At 46.0% G+C, this 24214-nt stretch carries 21 protein-coding genes, 1 tRNA gene and 1 pseudogene; 9 read left to right on the top strand and 14 right to left on the bottom strand.

What is annotated here, in order from left to right; translation table 11 throughout:
- Positions 1-297: 297 nt before the first annotated feature.
- Positions 298-1077 carry a photosystem II S4 domain protein gene (locus QUA58_RS26865; RefSeq protein WP_333397052.1) on the bottom strand — a complete coding sequence of 260 codons (780 nt, stop codon included), beginning with the start codon at positions 1075-1077 and terminating at the stop codon, positions 298-300.
- Between the two features lie 171 nt (positions 1078-1248).
- Between QUA58_RS26865 and QUA58_RS26860 the strand changes: the two genes are divergently transcribed.
- Positions 1249-2295 (top strand): site-specific DNA-methyltransferase, encoded by a 1047-nt coding sequence (locus tag QUA58_RS26860; protein ID WP_333397050.1) that lies wholly within the window; start codon positions 1249-1251, stop codon positions 2293-2295.
- Positions 2292-3023 carry a PaeR7I family type II restriction endonuclease gene (locus QUA58_RS26855; protein WP_333397048.1) on the top strand — a complete coding sequence of 244 codons (732 nt, stop codon included), beginning with the start codon at positions 2292-2294 and terminating at the stop codon, positions 3021-3023. Before QUA58_RS26860 ends, QUA58_RS26855 begins: the two co-directional genes overlap by 4 nt.
- 168 nt (positions 3024-3191) lie before the next feature.
- Here QUA58_RS26855 and QUA58_RS26850 read toward each other — a convergent pair whose 3' ends face one another.
- The 4 genes and pseudogenes from QUA58_RS26850 to QUA58_RS26835 all read right to left on the bottom strand — a co-directional run bounded on the left by QUA58_RS26850 (position 3192) and on the right by QUA58_RS26835 (position 8695).
- Entirely contained in the window at positions 3192-4016 is an 825-nt protein-coding gene (locus QUA58_RS26850; protein ID WP_333397046.1) for an SWIM zinc finger family protein, read from the bottom strand.
- 15 nt (positions 4017-4031) lie between these two features.
- Positions 4032-7310: a DEAD/DEAH box helicase gene (locus QUA58_RS26845; protein WP_333397044.1), complete on the bottom strand. Its 3279-nt coding sequence runs from the start codon at positions 7308-7310 to the stop codon at positions 4032-4034.
- Between the two features lie 213 nt (positions 7311-7523).
- Positions 7524-8114, bottom strand: a pseudogene (locus QUA58_RS26840) (Uma2 family endonuclease).
- Between the two features lie 74 nt (positions 8115-8188).
- Positions 8189-8695 (bottom strand): hypothetical protein, encoded by a 507-nt coding sequence (locus QUA58_RS26835; protein ID WP_172188946.1) that lies wholly within the window; start codon positions 8693-8695, stop codon positions 8189-8191.
- A 289-nt stretch (positions 8696-8984) separates the two neighbouring features.
- Between QUA58_RS26835 and serA the strand changes: the two genes are divergently transcribed.
- A complete protein-coding gene (gene serA, locus QUA58_RS26830; protein ID WP_333397042.1) occupies positions 8985-10568 on the top strand; it encodes a phosphoglycerate dehydrogenase in 1584 nt (527 codons plus the stop codon).
- 177 nt (positions 10569-10745) lie between these two features.
- The gene (gene prmA, locus QUA58_RS26825; RefSeq protein WP_333253745.1) at positions 10746-11636 is read left to right on the top strand and encodes a 50S ribosomal protein L11 methyltransferase; all 891 of its coding nucleotides are present in this window, start codon (positions 10746-10748) and stop codon (positions 11634-11636) included.
- A 54-nt stretch (positions 11637-11690) separates the two neighbouring features.
- Here prmA and QUA58_RS26820 read toward each other — a convergent pair whose 3' ends face one another.
- Together QUA58_RS26820 and trxA are read right to left on the bottom strand one after the other, a co-directional pair.
- Positions 11691-12284: a hypothetical protein gene (locus QUA58_RS26820; protein WP_333397040.1), complete on the bottom strand. Its 594-nt coding sequence runs from the start codon at positions 12282-12284 to the stop codon at positions 11691-11693.
- Positions 12285-12371: 87 nt separating this feature from the next.
- On the bottom strand, positions 12372-12689 hold the full coding sequence (gene trxA / locus QUA58_RS26815; protein ID WP_333253750.1) for a thioredoxin: 318 nt from the start codon (positions 12687-12689) through the stop codon (positions 12372-12374).
- A 73-nt stretch (positions 12690-12762) separates the two neighbouring features.
- On the opposite strand from trxA, the gene fabG reads away from it, so the two are divergent.
- Positions 12763-13527: a 3-oxoacyl-[acyl-carrier-protein] reductase gene (fabG, locus tag QUA58_RS26810; protein ID WP_333397038.1), complete on the top strand. Its 765-nt coding sequence runs from the start codon at positions 12763-12765 to the stop codon at positions 13525-13527.
- Between the two features lie 62 nt (positions 13528-13589).
- Here the strand turns inward: fabG and QUA58_RS26805 are convergent, their stop codons facing one another.
- The 3 genes from QUA58_RS26805 to QUA58_RS26795 form a co-directional block, all read right to left on the bottom strand.
- A complete protein-coding gene (locus tag QUA58_RS26805) occupies positions 13590-14045 on the bottom strand; it encodes a GTP pyrophosphokinase (protein ID WP_333397035.1) in 456 nt (151 codons plus the stop codon).
- 62 nt (positions 14046-14107) lie between these two features.
- Positions 14108-14530: an NUDIX domain-containing protein gene (locus QUA58_RS26800; RefSeq protein WP_333167240.1), complete on the bottom strand. Its 423-nt coding sequence runs from the start codon at positions 14528-14530 to the stop codon at positions 14108-14110.
- A gap of 36 nt (positions 14531-14566) precedes the next feature.
- Positions 14567-15622, bottom strand: coding sequence for an adenylate/guanylate cyclase domain-containing protein (locus QUA58_RS26795; protein ID WP_333397033.1), 1056 nt, complete (start codon positions 15620-15622; stop codon positions 14567-14569).
- Positions 15623-16173: 551 nt separating this feature from the next.
- Between QUA58_RS26795 and QUA58_RS26790 the strand changes: the two genes are divergently transcribed.
- Both QUA58_RS26790 and QUA58_RS26785 read left to right on the top strand, forming a co-directional pair.
- The gene (locus tag QUA58_RS26790) at positions 16174-17307 is read left to right on the top strand and encodes a class I SAM-dependent methyltransferase (RefSeq protein ID WP_333397030.1); all 1134 of its coding nucleotides are present in this window, start codon (positions 16174-16176) and stop codon (positions 17305-17307) included.
- A 325-nt stretch (positions 17308-17632) separates the two neighbouring features.
- Positions 17633-19336, top strand: a complete 1704-nt coding sequence (locus QUA58_RS26785) for a lipoxygenase family protein (RefSeq protein WP_333397028.1) — start codon at positions 17633-17635, stop codon at positions 19334-19336.
- Between the two features lie 126 nt (positions 19337-19462).
- On the opposite strand, the gene QUA58_RS26780 is transcribed toward QUA58_RS26785, so the two are convergent.
- From QUA58_RS26780 to QUA58_RS26765, 4 genes are all read right to left on the bottom strand, one after another.
- Positions 19463-20614 (bottom strand): fatty acid desaturase, encoded by a 1152-nt coding sequence (locus tag QUA58_RS26780; protein ID WP_333397026.1) that lies wholly within the window; start codon positions 20612-20614, stop codon positions 19463-19465.
- Positions 20615-20935: 321 nt separating this feature from the next.
- Positions 20936-22201 carry a glutamate-5-semialdehyde dehydrogenase gene (locus QUA58_RS26775; protein WP_333256140.1) on the bottom strand — a complete coding sequence of 422 codons (1266 nt, stop codon included), beginning with the start codon at positions 22199-22201 and terminating at the stop codon, positions 20936-20938.
- A 4-nt stretch (positions 22202-22205) separates the two neighbouring features.
- Positions 22206-22610: a hypothetical protein gene (locus QUA58_RS26770; RefSeq protein WP_190663244.1), complete on the bottom strand. Its 405-nt coding sequence runs from the start codon at positions 22608-22610 to the stop codon at positions 22206-22208.
- A 248-nt stretch (positions 22611-22858) separates the two neighbouring features.
- Positions 22859-22930, bottom strand: a tRNA-Gly gene (locus QUA58_RS26765).
- 219 nt (positions 22931-23149) lie between these two features.
- On the opposite strand from QUA58_RS26765, the gene QUA58_RS26760 reads away from it, so the two are divergent.
- Together QUA58_RS26760 and QUA58_RS26755 are read left to right on the top strand one after the other, a co-directional pair.
- A complete protein-coding gene (locus QUA58_RS26760; RefSeq protein WP_172188980.1) occupies positions 23150-23290 on the top strand; it encodes a hypothetical protein in 141 nt (46 codons plus the stop codon).
- 289 nt (positions 23291-23579) lie between these two features.
- Positions 23580-24143: an ABC transporter transmembrane domain-containing protein gene (locus QUA58_RS26755; protein WP_445301905.1), complete on the top strand. Its 564-nt coding sequence runs from the start codon at positions 23580-23582 to the stop codon at positions 24141-24143.
- Positions 24144-24214 lie beyond the last annotated feature (71 nt).

Raw genomic sequence — 24214 nt, 5'->3', positions numbered from 1 at the left:
AGCTCGTCAGCAGGGTTTTGACATCACTGTTAGTGGTTGGCAGTATGGCTAATTGAGAATGGTGCAAGATCTCAGTTTCAACCGACTTTAGCTATGAGACAGGGGTTTCAACCCCTGGCGGACTCGCGGACAAACAAACTAGCCCGCGGACAAATAATCGCACTCACAAACAAATGAATTTTCCCCAATTTTACCAAGCGCCCAGGACTACCACAGAAACCAAAGAAACCGAGTTTTTCGCAGTTTTTAGGCGGTGTATCCATATTCTCGGAAAAGAATCGGTTTCTGGGCTATATATTACAAATATCGAGTTAACTGCACTCGATAGCGTTCCTTCTTAGTAATCATAACTTCCCCTATTTCCAATCTTCCCTTGCCCGTAACAGCAATTAAATCTCCCGACTTGACATTATAACTAGCTTGAGTAATGTCTTTCCAGTTAACTCGCACGTCACCGCTGCCAATCAAATCGGCCATTTTGCTGCGAGACATTGCGAATCCAGCCGACGCAACAGCATCCAATCTCATCGATGCTTCAACAGTGGTCATTTCTTTCTTTTTCGGTTCTCTAATTTTGAGTTCGCTCAACTCAATGCGCCGCGTTTGTACAGGAACCGATCGCACTTGCTGCAAACTCATCTCCAAATACTCTACCATCTCCGGCATGACAATGGCTTGCGCGCCGCGTTCTCCCAAAACAATCACGTCGCCCGTTTTCTCGCGGACAATTCCCGTACCCAACATCGCCCCCAAAAAGTCGCGGTGACTGGCGGTGTCGAACAAGAAATTGCCAGCAATCTCCACCGCAGCAATACTAACCGCTTCAGAGTCGATCGCAATTTCCGATCGGGCGATCGCAATTCTTTGCCTTTCAGCCTGCGGATACCCGCCCCAAGCCACCAACTCCACATCGCTTAAACGATTAAATACAACCTTAGCATCCGCCAATTCAGGAGGCGACATAAAATCAGTCAGAGTAACCTCCCAAGTTTTGATAGCTTGTTCGGCGCAGTCAATCACTCGCGCCACGCATTCGCGGTTTTCGATGCCTTTTAACAGTTCTTCTCTTTGTAACATCAGTTAATGCTAGATTCTAATTTGAAATTGCCAAAGCTTGCTGTAACTAAAAAGTCTACTTTTTTAACAGTCGCACTACTTTAATTATAGTCTAAGATCATCAAATAAGGATCGTATGATTTTTGTGGATCGCAAAGCTGATATTATGAACATAATTATTGTACCCAATGTATGAAGTCTTCGAGTTTAAGCAAGGTTAATATTTCAACGCGGTTGCTGTGTCAGGAAGCAGCCGAACCGTTGAAACAAGCGCTACAGGATAAAAGCCTTGTACCCGAGGAAGCAACGGCATTACTAACAGCAGACGAGCAACGCGCCATTCCTGCCATCAGCAAAAATAAGGCGTTGATCCAGGAAATTCAGAATCGGGTGCAGGGGTTGCCATCTTTCCATTCCCTGCTACAGGGCGATAGCCGAAACTTGACACATATTCCCGATGAAAGCGTACATTTGGTAGTCACATCGCCCCCGTATTGGAATTTAAAAGAATATCTCAAAAATCTCAACCAGCTTGGCGAAATAGCAGACTACGAAAAGTTTTTGCAGGAGCTCGATCGAGTATGGCAGCAGGTATGGCGGGTTTTAGTCCCCGGCGGACGACTGGTGATTGTGGTGGGCGATGTCTGTGTTGCCCGCAGGCGGTTTGGCAGGCACATGGTATTTCCCCTGCACGCGAGTATTCAGGAACACTGTCGCCATCTGGGATTTGATAACCTCGCACCGATTATCTGGTACAAAATCGCCAATGCTTCCCTGGAAGCAGCGGGGAATGGCACCAGTTTTCTCGGCAAACCTTATGAGCCCGGAGGTGTCATCAAAAACGACATCGAATTTATCCTGATGCAGCGCAAACCGGGCGGCTACCGCAGTCCCACCCTCACAGCACGGGTATTGTCCGTAATACCGGAAACTCTCCACCGACAGTGGTTTCAACAGATTTGGCAGGATATCAAAGGCGCTTCCACCAAGCAACACCCCGCCCCATATCCTTTGGAACTGGCAGAACGACTGGTGCGGATGTTTTCTTTTGCAGGCGACACGGTACTAGACCCATTTATGGGGACAGGAACAACCTGCGTCGCCGCCGCCAATTGGGGGCGCAACAGTATCGGGGTAGATGTTGAGCCAACTTACCATAACCTAGCGCTGAAACGGATGCAGGAGACGTATGGCTTGCGCGTAGTCTATGACAGAACGATGGGGGAGGTTGCTGAATGACGGGACAGACACCCATCATCCCCGATGATTTGTTCCGGGAAGCGGTGCAGGGTTTCTGGGATACCCGCATCGCCCAGACACAAGCCCAGGTGCTAGCAGGCAAAGTTGACCAAGGGAATCGCAGCGCGGTGACAGGAGGCAAGCAGATGGACGGTTTCATCCTCACCCTGACAAATTTCCTGTTGGCAGCGGGTGTTCCCCAAAACCATATCCACGTTAAAAAAAGCCTAACCGTTATACCGGGGTTCTTTCGCCCGACGAAGATGTACGACTTTTTGGTGGTAAACCCTGAAAAACGGCAACTCAAATTAGTCATCGAGTTGAAGAGCCAGGTTGGCAGCTTTGGCAACAACTTCAACAACCGCACAGAAGAAGCGATGGGGGCTGCTCTCGACATCTGGACAGCTTACCGGGAAGGGGTGTTTGGCACAGCACCTCCGCCACCTTGGTTAGGATATCTGTTTGTTTTGGAAGACAGTCCTGCCTCGCGCACCCCGGTACAGGTTGCTGAACCGCATTTCGCCGTTTTGCAAGAGTTTAGAGGGGCAAGCTATGCTAAACGCTACGAACTGTTTTGTCAGAAGATGGTGCGGGAAAGGCATTTCACCGCTGCTTGCTTTTTAGTGACAAACCGCGAACAGGCAGCACAAAATCCCAACTATACGGAGCCATGTTCAGACTTGTCGGCAGTCAATTTTTTGCAGCAGCTTATCCGGCACGCGCTGTAGAGTAGATAACAGATTTTGGCGTTGCAGAGTAGAGGGATGGGCGTTGCTGAACTTTAGTATGAATGTACATTTTTTAATCTTTGCCGAAGACAGACTTTTTGTGCCTTGGAGTCTTTTCGTAGAACTTAATTCATAGCGTCAATCAGCAATGCCACATTGTCCACCCAACTACTTATTCTTCTTCACCCGCAAATACAGTTCTTCCATCGCCTCAATAAACGAACCATCCTTGTGCCAAAACTGTGGAAAATCTCCCTGTTTCTTCACCACGATCGCACTTACCCCACTTTGCGCTGCCACCTCAATCGTCTGCGGTAATCGCTTCGCACCATGCCAAAACTCTTTCAGGCTGACCGTTTGCGCCTCACTGGCGATCGCCCGCGTGTAATAGGAATCCACCGCCACAGGGGCCGCTGCATCAGCAGTTAACTCGGCAGAAAGTGCCAAACCCAAAGGCGTTTTTGCTAATTCGCGGTGCAGCACTTCCTTAGAAAGCCCCCGTAATTCAAACAGTAAAAATGGATCTTTGTCCAATTCGGCCGCCACCAAATAATAAACTCCGGCAATATGTTTGCAGGGATTGCTATAGTCTGGGCAAGAGCAAGTGGTTTTAAAGTCCTCACGGTTGCTGGGTAAAAGGTGCAATCCGAGGGGTGAGAAAGCATTTTCAATGTTGTCAGGCATTTCGTTTATTAGCAGCCGGGAAATGAAGCTGGCTTTCGATGCCATTTGGGCGATCGCCACTTTCCACTTTTCCTGACTAATCGCCTGAAACTCAATTTTAGTTTTGTAGAGTGGCTCCTTATAAACCCCAAAATAAGGATTTACCGACCCCCTTACTTCTGCCATCACTAAGCCATCATTAATCTTAAAGCTTTTTACCTTGTCATTCCGTGCATAGGAACGTCCCCGTCCGAGTCGCCCAGAATCTGTAAATCTTTCTAACGCATCGATAAATTTATTGCCCCACCAAGTCCGAGTAAATTGTGACATATTTTTTGGTTTCTCCTAATCTAAAACTGCATTTTTATTGAGCCTAATTAACTTTTTAAATGCCTCATTATCCAACTCAGTTAGCCACGATTCATCAGCACCAATAATTGAACCTGCCAATTTCTTTTTGTCCTCAATCATTTGGTCAATCTTTTCTTCCAAAGTACCAATTGCCACAAACTTATGCACAAACACATTTTTTTCCTGTCCGATCCGAAACGCCCGATCCGTCGCCTGATCTTCCACCGCCGGATTCCACCAGCGATCGAAATGGAATACGTGATTGGCTTTTGTCAGTGTAATTCCCACGCCGCCCGCCTTCAGCGACAGAATAAATACCGAAGGTTCAGAATCTGGATCTTGAAACTCTGAAATCATCCGTTCCCGTTTTTCGCGACTGGTTCCCCCGTGGATGTAGTAAGTGTTGTAATGTAGCGTTTGTTTAATATATTTTTCCAACGCGCTTCCCAGTTCTGTAAACTGCGTAAATACCAATAAACTTTCGCCTTCTGCTTTGACTTCCTCAATCATCTCGATCAGCCGTTCCAGTTTGTGCGATCGCTCCGGTGTAAACTCACTTTCATCTTGCAAAAACTGGCGCGGATGGTTACAAATTTGCTTCAGCTTCAGCAGTGTCGCCAAAATCATCCCCTTGCGCTTCATCCCTTCCGCCGCGTCAATTTCTTGTTCTACCTCTTTCACAATCGCTTCATAAAGCGAAGCTTGCTCGCGGGTGAGATTGCAGTAGAGTTTTTGCTCAACTTTGTCGGGGAGATCCTGAATAATCGACTTATCGGTTTTCAGACGCCGGAGAATAAAGGGTTCCACTAATTTTTTTAGCGCTGCCGATTGCGTGCGACTCCCATTTTTTTGAATCGGGATCTCAAACAACTTCCGAAACTGCGCCTCTTTACCCAGATAGCCCGGATTGAGAAAATTAAAAATTGACCATAAATCCAGCAATCGATTTTCCACGGGTGTTCCAGTCAGCGCCAACCGATGGGTAGCAGGCAACTTTAAGATCGCCTTTGTTTGCGCCGCTTTCGGATTTTTAATATTCTGCGCTTCATCAATTACTAAGCGATGCCACGCTACGCTGCTCAACAGTTTCTCGTCTTTGCGCGCCAAGGTAAAGGAAGTAATCAACATATCGCAACCTTGGACGGCGGCTTTAAATGCTTTGGCATCTTGCAAACGTTGAGGGCCGTGGTGTATGAGCGATCGCAATTCTGGAGCAAATTTTTCCATTTCCTTTTGCCAGTTACCAACTACGGATGTGGGCGCAATTAGCAGCGTGGGTAGAACCGAAGGTGCGATCGCTTTTTCTGTCTCTTTTGTAGTATATAAAACTTCCCGCTCTTGCAATAATCGAGCAATTACCTGCGCCGATTTACCCAAACCCATATCATCGGCAAGACAGCCATTTAATCCCAAACTTTCCAAATAACTCAACCAAGAAACACCGCGCTTTTGGTAATCCCGGAGTTTGCCCTGAAACTTTGCTGGATCTGCAATTAACTCTAACCGACTCTTATCGTGCAGCTTCTCCAACATATCCGATAAAGCCCGATCGCGCTCCACCTCTAACTCTTCACTAGCTTCTCCTTGGGCTGTCAACTTCATAAAGTCAATCAAGCTGACATCTGGATTCTCTTCGCGATGTTTTTTCCAAAACTCCAGCATCTCCTGCATTTTATCTTTGTCCAGTTCCATCCATTGTCCTCGGAACTGCACCAGCGGTGTTTTGCTGTTAACTAACGCCTCCCATTCTTGTTCGCTAACCCGTTCGCCTCCGATCGCCAATTCATATTGATATTCCACCAAGGAATCCGCCGAAAACAATCCTTTGCCCTTGATTGCAGCGCTCTTGCTGCCCTTTCCTTTGACTTGCAGGCGAATCTTTGCCCGTTGTCGTCCCTTCGGCGTCCACCAAGCGGGGACAATCACTTTGTATCCGGCATCTTCTAATACCCAAGCGGACTCGCTCAGAAAGATGAAAGCATCATCTAAGCCGAGGGTAATGTTAACAGGTTTGTCGGTTTCTAGCCCTTGCCAAAGTTGGGGATAAATGCGGGCAGCGTAGCCGAGATTTGTTAGCAAATGTTGCTCAAAGTTGTCTCCGAATTGTGTTTGCAACTGCTTTTGTTGAGTCGATCGCGATCGCCAATAATCCTGCAACGGCATCCGCAGAGATGGGTCTTTTTTCGCAGCCGCCTGAAACTCTAAAATCCAAGGCTGTTCGGGGTTTTCGGGGGATTGTAGTTGAAAGCAGAGGGAGAATGAGTCAGCAGATTGATTGCGCGTAATGCGATCGCGCCAGGTTTGCCATTGCCGGTATTGCTCGAGGCTTACTCGCGCGATTTTTCGTGTTTGGTTGAGGCAGATTTGGAGTAAAGAATCCGCAATCTTATTTTCAAACGATGCTGGGATGGGGGTTTGAGTGACAATTTCCGCGATCGCACACTCGGAAAAATGCCGCAGCAACCGTTCGCGATCGTAGAACTTTGGTGTATCTTGTAGCTGGATCTTCCGAAAACCGGACACACAAACTAAAGGCATCCATTCAACATAGCGTGGTAAATCAGTTTCGTACTGTGTTGAAACAATTTCCCATGCCGGATAAATCTCAAAGCTGGGTGCAATTTTGGCAGGTGTTTTTGGAGTTTTTGCAGTTGTTTTGGTTTTTGTCTCGCCCGCTTTCTTACGGCCGCGCGTGGCTTTCTCAGCGGGTTCGGATGTTTCGATGGGTGCGATCGCGATCGGAGCAGTTTCTCGATAGCGCAACGCCGGAATATAATGATCTTTCAGAACAATTTGCTTAAAATTTTGGGTGTAGTGATACCAAAATAGCAAGTCTGAACCAAACTGAACTTCTGCTAAATCGTAGAGGGCAAAAAAATGCAGATCGTTCAATACTTTAGTCAAAGTGTGGGTGGCAATGGACACGCAATCAACTTGCCAATACTCCAACTCAAATGTTTCGGGTAACTCTGTCTCTAAATATCGCGCTAGTTCTAGAGAGGGCAACGGCTGGTTGTCGGCAGTGGGCAGTAAAAAATACCGAGGGACGATCGCGTATTCTATCCCCATCGCACTTGTATTGCTGACTGGTGGCAGTTGAATCCCGGCTTCTTTCGTTAGAAACTCTCTTAACTGTGCCGTCTCCAATTGTCGGGGATGAACCTTAGCAGGCTGTTTTTTCTTTTCAGTGGTTTCAACCCAAAGACAAAAAGTTCCACCTTGAACAAAACTCTCTTCTGTTTGAGGAATCCAAGTCCCGTGGAGGATTTTCATAGGTCATACCAAATGCAACCTTTGGCAGCCTATCATATCATGAATGAGTGGGAAAACATAAGAAGGCGGTTGAAAGCAGGTTTATACAAACCATGTTTGCTGGATGCCGACTAAAGAGAATAACGTAATTTTACCCCAGTTGTCCTCTTTAACCAGCCTCTGCGGGTTTTGACTTTATAGATGTGGTTTCAACCGCCGAGTATTCTTACAAATTTAGAAAATATCAGTTAAATCCAAAACAAAACCGGGTAATACATCTTCACCTGACAGAGTTGCAGGTTCATCTAAAATTTCTACTTCTCTACCTTGACGGGAGATTTCAACTTTTCTATTTTTGCGATCGACCAATCATCCCAACCTCGCTTCATTTTTCACATACACTTTCATTTTAGCCCGCAATTTTTCTATGGAGTCAGTGGTCGATCGCAATTCCACCACAAAATCGGGACAAATCGGCGCAAATTTCTCTTTCTGTTCGGGAGTTAAAGCATCCCACCTGTCGCGGCGCACCCAAGCAGCATCGGGAGAAATATCTGTACCGTCGGGCAGTTTAAATCCAGTTGAAGAGTCAAAAGCAATTCCCAAATGCTTATTTTGACGGCTCCAACCTTCGAGTTGAAAACTTAGATCCGCATTCCGTCTGCCTGTATCGCTACTCGCAGGCGGCATAATAATTAATTCTCCCGTTGCAGTCCGTTCAAATCTTAAATCCCGGTTATCTATACACAACTGAAAAAACTGCTCGTCTGTTAATTCGAGCGTTAATTCTAGGGGAGAATGTATGGGGATAGTTGGTAATTCCATAACGGCCTCCAAATATTACACGACTTGAATGTCAACAGTCAACAGTCAACAGTCAACTGTTAACAAACAAATAACTAAGTCTCTGTATAACCTTGGATATTTTCCGGTTCAAACTGCTGCAAAATATTCGCAGCTTTCCCCGTCAAATCGTCAGTACCCTTAACCGCAATCAAAAATTTACCCGCATTCAAACGGTTGCGGTAGGGCAAAGCATCGCCGCTACCAAAAGCCATACCGCCCGCGCCTCCTACAAAAACGCTGCCCATCGCAGCGGCGATCGCACCTAGTAAACCACCGATCGCGTGATCGCCAATTTCGCCCGCCCACGCAAAAGTCTTCAACTCAGTCATCAGACTGAAAGTAACGCCAGCAATAAAGCCAAAGGGAATCAGCCAAACAGCCATGAGTTTAGCTTGTTTCTTCGCTTGCTGGTTGGGGTCGATCAAGCCAAATTCATCAGCAGTTTTGTAGCCGCGGCCCAAAATGCTCACTTGCTTCATAGGCAAGCCTTCTTTTTCCAGAGCACAGTAGGCAGCTTCGGCTTGAATTCGATCGGGCAGTACGGCGATAAGATAATTCATTGACAATAATTCCTGATAGTTAGGCTGAAATAGCCAAAGTCTATTATATCCCGAAAAGACATACTAGCTAAGCAATTGGGGGATTTTAACACGGCCGTAAACTCCGATCGCCCGCAAAGCTAAAATATTTCATGCAAAAAACGGCCGACCTTGACCGAATACAGATACAATTCAAACTGCACAAAGGCAAGCTTGAGCTGAGCTGTTAGATACTGCTCTAAGTCATAAGTCTCAACTTTGAGCTCGCCAACGCTCGGTCTATTTTTACTATTGCACTCAATTGCTTGCTATGCCTAAAGTTCTAGTATCCGATCCGATCGACCAAGCCGGAATTGACATCCTCTCCCAAGTCGCGCAAGTTGACGTAAACACAGGACTTTCAGCCGCCGAACTGGTTAAAATTATTCCAGATTACGACGCTTTAATGATCCGTTCTGGCACCCAAGTTACCAAAGAAATCATTGAAGCCGGAAATTTACTCAAAATCATCGGTAGAGCCGGAGTCGGCGTAGATAATGTCGATGTACCCGCCGCTACCCGCAAAGGAATTGTAGTCGTCAACTCCCCCGAAGGCAACACGATCGCCGCTGCCGAACACGCGATCGCCATGATGCTCTCGATGTCCCGCCACATCCCGGAAGCCAACGCCTCCGTCAAAAGCGGTAAATGGGAACGCAACCGCTTTATCGGCGTAGAAGTCTACAAAAAAACCCTCGGTATCGTCGGTTTGGGCAAAATTGGTTCCCACCTAGCCGCCGCAGCTAAAGCAATGGGCATGAAACTGCTCGCTTACGATCCTTTCATTTCCACCGAACGAGCCGAACAGTTGGGCTGCCGCTTGGTAGAACTAGAATTGCTGATGCGCGAATCTGACTACATTACCCTGCACATACCCAAAACGCCGGAAACCCTGCACTTAATTAACGCTGAAGTGCTGTCAAAAATGAAGCCTACGGCCAGGATAATTAACTGCGCTAGAGGTGGCATCATCGACGAAGCAGCCCTCGCAGAAGCTATAAAATCAGGCCAAATCGCCGGCGCAGCGATCGATGTTTACGAACAGGAACCGCTGCAAGCCGATTCTCCGCTGCGGAGTGTTGGCCAAAACATCGTGCTGACACCTCACTTGGGCGCTTCGACGGCGGAAGCTCAGGTGAATGTGGCGATCGACGTTGCCGAACAAATCCGCGATGTGCTGTTGGGATTGCCCGCGCGATCGGCTGTTAACATACCCGGCATTTTCCCAGACTCGATCGAAAAACTCAAACCCTACCTGCAACTAGCCGAAACCCTAGGCAACCTCGTCAGCCAGCTAGCCGGAGGCCGAGTCGATTACCTCAACGTCCAACTCCAAGGCGAATTGGCCAGCAACCAAAGCCAGCCCGTAGTCGTTGCCGCCCTCAAAGGCCTCCTCTCCCAAGCCCTGCGAGAGCGTGTCAACTACGTCAACGCCAGCATTGAAGCCAAAGAACGCGGAATTCGCGTCGTCGAAACCAGAGACGCCTCAATTCGCGACTACACAGGCTCTCTGCGCCTCTCCGCCAAGGGAACTCTGGGCGAACACACAGTCACGGGCGCAGTCCTCGGCGAAAGCGAAATTCGGATTACCAGCGTTGACGATTTCCCGGTCAACGTTTCCCCCACTCACCATATGCTGTTTACCCTGCACCGCGATATGCCGGGGATTATTGGCAAGATTGGTTCCCAATTGGGCAGTTTTAATGTCAATATTGCCAGTATGCAAGTAGGCCGTAAAATCGTGCGAGGCGATGCGGTGATGGTTTTGAGCCTTGATGACCCTCTACCAGAGGGTATATTGGCCGAGATCCTTAAAGTTCCGGGAATTCGGGATGCTTACACGGTGAATCTTTAAAGGATTTTGGAGTTTAGATTTTGGATGCCAGGGCGGATAATTGGTAATGGGCAATTGGTCATTGGTAATTGGCCTGAAAGCGGGAATTTGTCTATTAGCCAATCCTCCTTCCTCATTCCCCAGTTCCCAGTCTCCAGTTCCCCTGGGTCAATCTAAAATCTAAAATCTAAAATCGTTATGGCACATAGCTGGTGGGAAATTAGAATTCTTTGCGATCCGGCGCTGGAAGATATCATCTTTTGGCGTCTGGAACGGTTTAGCTGTCGGGGAACTGCTACTGAGATCAAAAGCAATTCTTGCCTGATGTCGGCTTATTTGCCCGAAGAACAGGCAGGATTACTGGATTTGGCCGCTCTGTCTCTGTGGCTGCGTCAAGATGCTCTGTGTGCAGGTTTGCCCCTACCTGCGATGCAGTGGGATTTGATTGAAGATGAAGACTGGGGCAGCACTTGGAAGGAACACTGGCAGCCTCAAGAAGTGGGCGATCGCTTTTTAATTAATCCGGCCTGGCTTCCGATACCGACTGATACCGATCGCCTCATTTTGCGTTTAGATCCCGGTGTGGCCTTTGGTACGGGTGCTCACGCTACGACTCAACTGTGTCTGGAGTCGCTGGAAATGCGTCTCGGTTTTGACGACAAAGAGTATGTAGTTGCCGATATCGGCTGCGGATCGGGTATTTTGTCGATCGGCGCGGTGTTGTTGGGCGCTACAAAAGTTTATGCTTTGGATACTGATCCTTTAGCAGTGCGATCGACCATTAGCAACCGACAGCTTAACCGCGTTAATCCTCAGCAGTTGGTTGCAGAGCTCGGCAGTATCGAGCGCTTGAAAGAAATGGTCGATGAGCCGATCGACGGTTTGATCTGCAACATTTTAGCAGAAGTAATCATTGATTTAATCCCGCAGTTCACTGCAATTAGCAAACCCACTACTTGGGCAGTGCTCAGCGGCATTTTGCTCGACCAAGCTAAGCCAATTGCTGACACTCTCGAACAGCACGGCTGGATTGTCGCTACTCTATGGAAGCGTCAAGATTGGTGTTGTTTTAACATTAGGCGTAGTTAACAATATGGTAATTGCTAATTCCTAATTGCTAATTGGTAATTTTGAATTCATGTTTCATCTTTGGGAAGTGAATTTAAATAAATCTCGCACCTGAAAATAAACCGCGCCAGCCCAGTAAAAACCATTCACCAAAATTAACAACGTTTTTCCAGCATAAGAATTAACAAAACCAAAAACGCGGTAAGTTGAAAGCAGCACTAACAACATTTCAACCATAGAAACAATTGACCCGTAGTGCTTCCTATCCCAATAAGAAAACGGACTGATAAAACGGTAATTGCTGAACGGAAAAAAGTGTCGGTGAGCGTCGTCATTGTGGACAGGCAAATCTCCCAGAGAGTGTAGTATCATGCTGATAAACAGAATTTGCACACTTTGCCAGCCAAAGTAATAAGCAATTAGCAAACCAATAACCGCAAGGGGAATTGAATGAAACAGAGCCACAATATTTTGCACAAAAGGCTCATAATATGCTTCAGACCAAATTGTAGCTGCGGGCAAGCGAGCAATGTATTTCGCCCAAAAGTAAAATAAAAATATCGGAATATCCGGCAAAATTCCGCCGATCGCAATAATGAGATTAGCTTGCGGCAGTTGCGGTTTGCCGAGAATTGCGAGATTGATAATAGCGTGGCTGGGAGTGTTCATAAGTAGGGTGCGTCAACTAGGATTATCTTATTCATAATTAATCAGATATGAGCTGACACACCCTAGGTGTGAGATAATTGGCTCGTACTACAAGAAAGGTTGCACTCGATCGATCAACTGCGCCGGTTGTATCACTCCCTCAATGCGATCGACCTCAGCGCCATTTTTGAACAACACCAAAGTCGGCAAAGCATAAATGTGATACTGCGACGCCAACTGTTCGTACTTATCCGTGTCAATTTTGACAACCATCAGCTTGTCTTTCATCTGACCACTCACTTGCTCCAAAATCGGTGCCATCATCTGACAAGGCCCGCACCAAGTAGCGTAAAAATCTACCAACACCGGCAAGTCAGAGCCCGATAGTAACTCCTCAAAACTGCTGAACTGTTTTTGAACTGCCATAAGACAAAATATTTTTTTGGGTTCTGGCTCGATTTTAGTGCAAAATTCTCTGGTAGATTGCGAGGATACAATTATGGAATTATTACCAGAGACTTTTCAGAGATTGCGGGGTCAAGTTGCTGTCGTGACCGGTGCGTCGCGGGGAATCGGCCGCGCCGTTGCTTTAGCCCTAGCGGCAGAGGGCGCTAAAGTCGCCGTCAACTATGCCAGTTCGAGTGCTGCTGCTGATGAGGTGGTAGCAGAAATAGTCGCTGCTGGAGGAGAAGCTGTCGCGCTTTCAGCAGATGTCTCGAAAACTGAGCAAGTAGATTTACTCACCAGTAATGTCATGGAAAAATGGGGACGGATTGACATTTTGGTGAACAATGCCGGCATTACTCGCGATACTTTGCTGCTGCGGATGAAGTTGGAAGATTGGCAAGCGGTAATTGATTTGAATTTAACCGGCGTGTTTTTGTGTGCGAAAGCTGCCAGTAAAATCATGCTGAAACAGCGAAGCGGCCGAATTATTAATATTGCTTCGGTGGCTGGACAAATGGGCAATCCCGGACAAGCTAATTACAGTGCGGCGAAGGCTGGGGTAATTGGGTTTACTAAAACTGTGGCGAAAGAGTTGGCGAGTCGCGGGATTACTGTGAATGCGGTTGCACCGGGTTTTATCACTACAGATATGACTAAGGATGTCAAGTCTGATGAGATTTTGAAGTATATTCCGCTGGGGAGATATGGGGAAGTTGAGGAAGTTGCGGGAATGGTGAAGTTTTTGGCGGCAGATGCGGCCGCGGCTTATATAACCGGGCAGGTTTTTAATGTGGATGGGGGGATGGTAATGGCTTAGGATTTCGGGATTTTTTTAACCGCAGATGCACGCGGATGAACGCGGATATTTGCGGTTAATAATTATTTTAAAGCTGCACGCAACTGACTGAGGACTTTTTTGTATTTGGCAATCCGTTGAAAATCTGCCTCTGTGGGATTGGCGATGCGACGCAGATCAAGATTATGAGTAACATCAGCGATTTTGACTCGCAGTGCGATCGGGTTGGCAATCACACGTTCTAAATAAGCTGCATAAGCTTCTCCTTCTATTTTGGTAATCGCCGCGATCGCCGAGACTAGAACTTCTGGAAAACTTTCGCTTCTAAGTTGCTCCAGTGTAAGTTCAGAATCTTCGACCGCATCGTGTAGAACGGCTACGATTTTCTCCTCTATAGAATTTACATTTTCCATCACAAATAGGGGATGATCGAGATAGGGATTGCCTGCCTTATCAACCTGCCCATCATGAGCTTTGGTGGCGATCGCGATCGCTCGTTGTAGTAATGATTCGTACTCTGAATTCGTATTTGACAGCATAGTAAAGAAGTTCTCTATTAAAGTTTCAGTCTCATCGCGGGGAAAAGGTAGTGTGGGAATTTTTATTTTAAATATTCCTGCAACAATTTCCAAGCCATTTGAGTACCTTCCCCTGCGTTGACTTTCTCGAAATCTACATCTTTTCTCAAAACTACAAAACCCACACCTTCTTTGATTTCTATTTTTTCAAAATTGCTAACTTTTGCCAAAAATAGGTGATTGTTTTGGATAAATTTTGGATTATTGTTTGTCGTGTAAATAAAAGTTGTGACAAATGCAAGGTTGCAATCGCTTTTTAGGCTAGTTTCTTCTTCCAATTCTCGCACGGCTGCTTGCTGTGGACTTTCTCCAATGTCCACGCCACCACCAAAAGTAGAAAGCATTCCTTGGCTTGCAATACCTGGAATATTATCTCGCAGTTGTGCGACTATCTGACCGTTGGGGAGCATGAGAAAAATCCGAACTATTGACTGAGGAATATTCATCTTGTCTAGGGAATAACAAAACTCAAAAAAGTTGCTTTATAGTTTTCTAATTTGAATCCAAATTTTCTTAATCCAATTGTACACCGCAGCATACAAAGTACACAAATTTTTGACAAAAATTTTCCAAATAGATTTTTCTTTGACCTCGGAAATCGAGGAGATTTCCAGGGGCAGCGGCGGCATCCCGACTACTTCATACAGCGGATATTCGCCACTTTTCCCCGGAATTTGCACGGATACGCACTGATCGACGATCGCCAATTCCTTAACTTCCTGATAAGTCTCCTCGGAAATAAGTAAACTGGTTCCTACTTGCTTATTAGCCGCCTCGATCCGGCTGGCCAAATTCACCGCATCCCCGATCGCCGTAACTGTCTGACTCTTCGATGCCCCCAAATTCCCAACAACCACCCAGCCGCAGTGAATGCCAATCCCAATCCGCAAGCGGTGACGGTATAAAGTCTCAAAATAGGGATTGAGTTTCTCTAGTTCCTCCAGCATCTCCACCCCAGCCCTCACAGCTTGTTCCGCCGCCTTGTCGGGATTTTCCAACCCAAACAGCGCCATAAAACCATCTCCCATGTAATTATTAATCATCCCGCCATTGCGGTTTATCACATAACCCATTTTTTGGAAATAGCGATTTAAAACATAAATTACATCGTAGGGCAACAGGGATTCTGCAAATGCAGTAAACCCTCGAATATCGGCAAACAAAATTGCAATTTTCTTCTCTTGACCCACAGGAGCAGAAATCAACTTTCCCGACATTTCGTCGTTAAATGATTCCAAGTCTTCAGAATCGATCGCCAATCGGCGCAAAATCACCTTGCCGCCCGCAACCTGTGTCTGACAAGCTAGCCTAATTTCCGGCTCTAAACGCAATTTTTTTGCGAGTTCCTCTTCCGGCAAAGTGCGGGGAGAACAAAATTCTAAACCTTCGACAACTAATACCCGGCAAGTCGAACATCGGGCGCTACCACCGCAGATGTGGGTGTGGGGAATGTCGGCACGCAGGGAAGCTTCGAGAATTATATCGTCGTCGTCTATCTCGATCGTGCGATCGTCCGGCAGATAGTGAATCTGTGGCATATGTGGCGCGTCTAGCTAATTAGCGAGGAATCTCGCGGACATCTGTTATTGCAGCGAACCTGTATGCAAACCCGGTTTCTGGGCATTTTTTCTGTATCCCTGATTCCTTAACTATAAGTCGCGATCGGCATTTGCTTCTCGTTTCGTCACCTCAACCGCCAAACTGACACCAATTTAAAAAAAAATGCAACTCTAGGCAAGAGTCCCACTCTTAGCTGATCATTCATTTTCAATTCTCATATCTAAAATGGTATAACTGAGCACTAAAATTTTCATCTCACCATGAAAATACCCCAATTCAAGCTGTAGAGTTAATCTAAAATCTAAAATCTAAAATCTAAAATGGGATGACATAATTCTTAATAAAATTAATATCGCCCAAACCCCGATAAATCCGTTATCAAATCCCCCTCAACCGCCATAGCTTTTTATGATTTTGGGGATTTTTGGTAGGCAAACCTTACTTGGCAATAGTTTCAGCTTTTTTGCTCTCTAACAACCAGCTAATGTCCGTGAGATAGAATAGCAGCATCTTTAAAACCAGTATAACCATGAGTTCATCAACAGCCCTACAAAACATCGAAAACCACATTCCCATCGTCGGAAATATCCATACCAAAAGTCCGATCGCCTACGGAGCAACTCGCCTCGCAGCCAGTGCAGTTAACACGCTGCACATGGCAGTAGCAGAGTCTTACATCAACGGCTTAGAAGTACCGGATTCAGTATTGCGATCACTTTTTGATACCTGTATGCCCGTATTGTTTAAGCATTGTCCGTCCCTGCTTGCCCCATACGAATGGGTACTGACAGAAACAGACCGCACCGCCGAAGGGTCCCGGGATTTAATGAAAATTCACTACGACTTGCCTCAAGCAATGCTGAATCCGATGTTAGGCGACGGCAAACTCATTTATCCTAAATACACCATGGGGTTGTGGGAAAAAGGAGCCGCCAACCTTGAACAATCGCAAATGCAGATGATTGATGATGTGATTGAGAAGCTAGACATTCAGGATGGCGATCGCATTTTAGACTTTGGTTGCGGTTGGGGTTGCGTTCCCAATTACATTCTTTCCAAATTCCCCAATGTCCAGTTTACTGGCATTAACCTCAGCCACAACCAATGCGAGTATATGCGTCAGAAGATGCAAGACCCCGAAAGCTACCTCAGTTCCGGTCGATTTACCCTATATGAAGGCGATTTGAACGACGCCTACTTCGAGACAAAATTTGACAAAATTCTCTCCATCGGAGTTTTTGAGCATGTAGGCAATTTAACGAAGGGTTTCCAAAAGCTTGCCTCTTTCCTGAAGGATAACGGCAAAGTTTTCATTCACATTATCACAGTCCGCATTCCCAACAATATGTCCAGCCCTTTCCTCCACAAATACATTTTCCCCCACGGTCGTATCTGGAAATACGATGCCGTTGCCAGCCACAACCAAGACCTCAAAACGATAAAAAACTGGTATCTCAACGGATACAATTACTCTACAACCTTAGTTAACTGGCTGAAAAATTTTGATGATTCTCAGGCAATAGTCAAAGATTTAGACTACGGCATGGACTATGGCAAATTTCGTCGCATCTGGCGGTTTTTCTTGATTTGGGCGGAAACTCTTTTCGCGAGTTGCGATGGTGAATATATCGGCAACGGCCAATATTTAATGGTTCCTGCCTAACCGCTAATCAGCAGACCCAGCTCAAAAAAATGAACCCCCCGAACCCCGACTTCTGTGAGATGTCGGGGTTCTTGAGTGGAAGCTACTTATCCGGAGAATGAAACCTTTCAACCTAGATTTAGGGCGATCGAGAAGTGTTGCCTTCTTTTCAAGAAATTTTCTGAGTTTAAAAAAATCCGGAATAAGATTATTGCTCGGTGAATAAGACCTATATCGAGCGTGAGCCTGCCTGCACAATACTTTTTAAATTCCATCCTCGTTCAGTAGTGATGATGTGCGATATTTTACTACAAAAAGAGAGTTGATTTATACAATGGTAGACAATATGAAACCTTCTCTTCCTCAAGACGACCCGAACCAAGAACAGCGCAAAGATTCCTTGAATCGTCAGCAACAAGCTTATCAGTTTGACTATGAGAGTTTATCACCTTTGGCCTTATTGAAAGATGTGCCCGCAGTCGAGAACTTTTCGAGTAAGTATCTTGCAGAACGGATATTAGCAACATCGGAACTTCCGGCAAATATGCTGGCAGCCGATTCGAGAACTTTTCTCGATCCTCTCGACGAACTCCAAGACTATGAAGACTTTTTTACTTGGCTGCCGCTACCTGGAGTTGCCAAAATTTACCAAACCGATCGCTCTTTTGCAGAACAGCGCCTGTCTGGAGCAAATCCAATGGTGCTTCGCCTCTTAGATGCGAGCGATCCTCGGGCACAAACACTGGCGAACCTTCCGACTTTGCACCCATTAGTCGATCGGCGCCAAGAGTTGCAGGATAACAACATTTACATTGCCGATTACACAGGTACTGACGAACACTATCGCGCGCCTGCTCTCGTTGGAGGCGGAACCTATGAAAAAGGCAGAAAATACTTGCCGAAACCACGGGCTTTTTTCGCTTGGCGGTGGACGGGAGTCCGCGATCGCGGTGAAATGACACCTATTGCCATTCAACTAGATCCGACGCCCGGTAGCCATGTCTATACCCCATTCGATCCTCCTGTCGATTGGCTGTTTGCGAAACTCTGCGTACAAGTAGCAGATGCCAATCACCATGAAATGAGCTCGCATTTAGGTCGAACTCATCTGGTGATGGAACCAATCGCGATCGTCACCGCCCGACAGTTGGCCCGAAATCACCCGCTTAGCCTGCTGCTGAAACCGCACTTTCGCTTTATGTTGACCAACAACGATCTGGCGCGTTCTCACTTGATCGCTCCCGGCGGGCCCGTCGATGAATTGCTAGGCGGCACTTTGGCTGAGACAATGGAACTGACTAGAGAGGCGTGCAGTACATGGAGTCTCGATCAATTTGCCTTGCCCGCTGAACTGAAAAATCGGGGAATGGATGACCCCAATCAACTGCCTCACTATCCTTACCGAGATGATGGATTGTTGCTTTGGGATGCGATTGAAACCTTTGTATCGGGCTATCTTAAATTCTTTTACCCGACGAATGAGGCGATCGTACAAGATGTGGAACTGCAAACCTGGGCTAAAGAATTAGCGTCTTATGACGGCGGTAAAGTCAAAGGAATGCCAGACCACATCGACACAGTTGACCAATTAATTGCAATTGTCACAACTGTAATTTTTACTTGTGGCCCACAACATTCAGCAGTCAATTTTCCCCAGTATGACTACATGAGTTTTGCGGCCAATATGCCCTTGGCAGCCTACCGAGACATTCCTAGAATTACCGCTGCGGGTACTCTAGAAGTGATTACGGAAAATGACATTTTACGGTTGCTTCCTCCGTACAAACGAACTGCTGACCAACTGCAAATTCTGTTTATTTTGTCAGCTTATCGATATGACCGTTTGGGTTACTACGATAAATCTTTCCGAGAACTCTACCGGATGAGTTTCGACGAAGTTTTTGCGGGAACCCAGATCCAACTTTTAGCCAGACAGTTCCAGCAAAATTTGAATATGGCAGAACAAAAGATTGATGCCAACAATCAAAAACGAGTCATCCCTTATTTGGCTCTCAAGCCTTCGTTGGTGCTCAATAGTATCAGTATGTAGAATGAAAAATTCAGCAGGATATCTCCAAGTAAGGTGTGCAGTACACACCTTACTCTGTATTGGTCGTTAGCGTCGGTTTTTAGTTGTAGTCTGGGGGAAACTTGTGAGCGTAACTGGTGTATTTAGCTATGGCAAAGGTGTTACAGCAGAATTATCAAGAGGGCAATTTACCGAAGTTTTCCCTAAATAATCCGTTAAGGTGACTTCATCTTTGTAATGCCGAGGAGTTTGCATTAACAATTGCCAAGCTTCACCAGCATCCAGTAAATTCATCCGCCCAGGATAGTGAATTTGGATCAACTCTTGAACCAAAGGGTAATAGTCTGAGTTAAGACTAGGGAAAATATGATGCTCCGTATGATATGAAAAATTGAAATGCAACAAATCAACTATTTTGGGAACCCGTATTGAAAGACTATTAATCAGCGGGTCATTAACACTTGTCATCCGACAAATCAGGTGATTTGTGTAGATATAAAACATTGCAACTGTATGACCGATTGCTAAGGGTAGCAAGTACCCAAGAACGATTTTTAGCGCATGAAACTCTAAATAGAATAAAATGCTAAAATGCAGGCATAAAACCGCAAACAACTCAAGAGCAATTTTCAATCTATCTTTCTGACTGACTGTGAATGCAGCGGGCACATAATCCACAATTTTATTATTAAACAATAGGCTCGACGAGAGGTGGCAAAATTGATGAAATAACCACGATGCTGGAAGTCCTACTATTAATAACCAAGATGGATTATCAATCGCTGGCGCAAAGAAATTATGAATCCATTTTCCCCAACTATTCGGCTGGTGGTAAAGGTAATTGCGATCCGGATCTTCTAGATAATTTGTTTGACTGTGATGTACAATGTTATGAACATATTTCCACTGAGTAGAAGGCATAAACATCATTGCAAACCCTAGAAAACTAATTATATGATAAGTCATACGAGACTTTTTATTTACGCTACCGTGCATGAAATCATGGGCGAAAAATCCCATAGTTACGATACTATTACCCATAATTAAAGCTAAAGGTAAATAAAGCCATAGAAGATAGATGGGCCACTGATCTAGACAATCGGCAATCCCCCAACCCAGTAGCAAAATGGCCATATTAATGAACAGTATAACCAACTTGCTAGAATCTGGTTTAAAGGCTTCTGATGGCAGGAGTGGGCGCAATTTCTTAGCGTATACTGAGTGTGGAATTAGCGTTTCTTTGCCTAAAGTCGGCGTTGCAGTCTTGTCTACAGTATTGAGTGATTTTTCTGATTTCATGTGATCGCTAAGACTATTTTCATGTGACTTAATAAGTTTCTAAATTTAATTAGATCCCGTACCCGATTTTAGATTGAACCCACACATAAATCCGGCGGCTTATTGTTAGGATGCGGAGATTTTATCTGTCTCCACTGCGGCTATCCGGGAGCTTGCGATCAAATTGCTTTAGATCGAGGCTGCCTGATTGTTCTACCAAGATATTATTGTATCCTATAAAAATATTTTTGGAACAAATATTAAAAGTTTACGCATCGATAATAGTCTCCCACTTTTCACTGGGGTTTAATCCCAATAACCAATCCTAAATATCCTCTAAGATTAAAAAAGTCCGTTTCCCTGAACAATTTCTTTAATTGTCGTCAGCGTATCTAACCCGATCAATCCCCGACGATAACCTTTTTGGTTGGACATTCCCAAAAATATCGCATCTCCCCGATTTTGATAGCGCCAAAACCGAGGTGAGGCATTAATAAAAGTTGAGGCGCTGTTAACATCCAGAGCAAATTGGCGACTTTCTAAGTAAGATTCAGTGGCGATGGAGTCAGCGTGGCCGCTGCTGTAGCGGTTGATCCAGCCGATCGCAATCTCTAAACTATCGACAACTTTAAACGCTATAGTTTTGTTTAAATACGGTTGAGTCCACTCGTATGGTTCCGCCAGTTTCAACTCTGGGAAATCTGCGACGAGATCCGCGTCTCCGCTAATTTGAAAGCCTTTTTCTTTTAAACTGTTCCACAGCCTGACTAAGGAAGAAGGCTTTTGGTTGCGATCGATCAGCACTTTCTCGATCGCATTAACAGGATCGGGCACGCTTTGATGGCTGTCCAAAATCATCCACCTTGCCATCTCTAAACTACCAGTCGGCGACCAATAAAGGTAGCAATTTCCCATTGCTGACCTCAAAACTGGTGCTGTACAAAGCCTAACTACCTGCTGCACCAAACTTGGCCTGCCGTAGGGAATAATTAAATTGAGATATTGGTCTTGAGTGACCAATTCTCTGATCGAAGCGCCCCGATCCGGCGGCAGTATCTGCAAACATCCCGAGGGCAAACCGACCTCATCGATCGCCGAAACCAAAGCTTCTCCAATTACTGTATTAGTTTGCCAGCTTTCGCTGCCGCCTTTTAGAATCAAACTGTTAGCGCTTTTGAGAGACAAACCGGCTGCGATCGCCCCCAACTCTGGAAACGCTTCGTAAATAAGAGCGATCGCCCCCAGCGGTAGCGACTGACAGTAAACCTGACAGCGATCGACCTGATAAGAAGCATTGATCACCCTGCCGATCGGATCTGGCATTTCCCCCAACCGTTCCAGAATTTGCACAGTTGTCTTGATCCGTTCCGGCGTCAGCTTTAGCCACTCCACAATCAACTCGGGAATCGCCATGTCCCGACTCGCTTCTAGATCCAGAGTATTTGCTTCTAAAATGTCATTTTGCCGGCGTTTCAGCGAGCCCGCCATCGCCTGCAAAGCTGCAGCGCGATCAGCACTCTTTGTCGTAGCCAACTCCAAAGAAGCTTGATAAGCGCGACGCGCGACATTTGCGGCATCTGATGAATGGGTAAAATCCTCTATTATCATCTAGCTAACGCCTGTAAGCGAGCCATACCATCAGCGCCGGCAGCATTGCTAGCAGCACGGCGACCATTGCCCACAGAATAATATTCGGGCCCGGCGAGTGCAGCGCCAAGGGCAACCAAATCACTAGCGGCACCAATATCATACCCAAAGCCAGTGGCAAATAATGGGCCTTCAAACCCGGATGCGCTCTGTTCCACTGATTCCCTGTCCACCGCCAAGCCTGCTTGTAAGGATAGTTCGTTGATAGTTGCTCGATCACGTATCCACTTTCGTCCAATACAAATATTTGTTGACAGCGGTTGCATCCAAAGGCTTCTGTCAACGTTATAGGCACTAGACGACCCCGGCGTCGGCAAGGACAGGGGTACTCATCGTTTAAGTCAATCTTTGGAACTTTTTGAGATGGCACGAGCGATCGGATAAAAAAAGCGTTTTTGCAAAAATAATCCTTAACATATCCACTTAATCAAACTTGTCAATTCCGCCATAGCAAGGCTTTCAACTGCCTGTTACGAAATCTCGCCCACTTGGCAATTTTGACTTGCAAGTTCTGCATTCAATCTTACCACTAACTTAGGTATTTTCAACCATCATTAGGAGTATATCGAAAACTTTCTGGATGTACTTTCCGGTTTCCTGGATTTTTTTATCTTCTAAAGCGGGTGACGCGATTCGAACGCGCGACATTCACCTTGGCAAGGTGACGCTCTACCACTGAGCTACACCCGCATTTCCTGCGGTATTAACAATATTGTCTCACTTCCCGAAATTTGTCAAGTCTTTTTAGTAAGTTTTTTTCACAAACCCAGTAAAACCCCCCCAAACCAACTCCCCACCTGAAATTTCAGCACCCAGAGTCTTAACCAAATCAGTAATTGCCGTGAAAATTGACCGCCATCCGCCGACGGCAAAGCTACAATCAAGCTGGAATTGTGGGAGAACACTGTCATGTCAGATTTAAATCGCGGAATCATGAAGTTCAAGGGAGCTGACAGTCCTATAGCGATCGCCATTTCGGCGATTGTCATTGCCGGCGGAATCGGCTTCTTGATCTGGTGGGCGCTGCAATCAGCCTACACCTTCAGCTAACAGACTACTCAAACGTAAAACTTATAAGGCCTTGCTCAGAAGGCAGAATTTAAGAAAAATTCTGTCTTTTGCATTTTTTTGCCCTTAGTCTTGAATTTATTGCCCAGGAATGCGGATTGATTGCTGACGATCGAATGATTGCCATAAATCACCCGATCGGGCGAGTCGCTAGCATGAGCCGAGATGACCCCAAGATCAACTACTTTTGTAGTACACTTGTAGACAAAGCGCGCCGACAGCGCAATTTTAGATGCAAGTGTTTGCAAGGGTTGTATCTCAACAAAAATTTATGGCAAGCTTTCAGGACATTTTCCAATACTACAGTAGCTACTGGAAAATCTCAGTTTACAGCATAGGCGCATCCAGCGTTTTGGCACTAGCCGATTTGCTTGTACCCTACGCGATCGGTCAAATATTAAACGTATTGTCGGGTCAACCTACAGATACAGTAACGCAAAAACTCATAACAGCGATCGCCTCTGTTACCCAGCACTCACCCAACAAAATATTATCGCTATCCGTCTTGCTGGGCATAATTTTTCTAGTAACAGTCGCCAAAGCACCGGTACAGCCTTGGGTGGGAAATTGGTTCCACTGGGCGATACCCTTGAAGGCGAGGCGCGATCAAATGAGAAGTGCGATCGGCAAAATCCTCACCTTACCCCTAGAATTTTACGACGAAAACAACGCCGGACGGATTGCCAGTCGCATCGCCAAAGGCATCGCCAACCATACTTGGACTTACCCAGAAATTGCCGGCGAATTCATCCCCGAAGTCGTCCGCTTAATCGGCATTTTTGCCGTTATCTGCTTAATTGAGTGGCGGATTGGCTTATTAATTTTGGTTTCATAAAAATTCATACGGGATGCGGGAAACTCAGCGGCTTTAGCCCTGAGAGGTAAGCGACACGGGGGACTTCAGTC

The sequence above is a fragment of the Microcoleus sp. N9_A1 genome (genome assembly GCF_036701795.1).
Lineage (GTDB): Bacteria > Cyanobacteriota > Cyanobacteriia > Cyanobacteriales > Microcoleaceae > Microcoleus.
The sequence above is the reverse complement of the archived record's forward strand: the minus strand, read 5'-3'. Positions and strand labels throughout refer to the sequence as shown.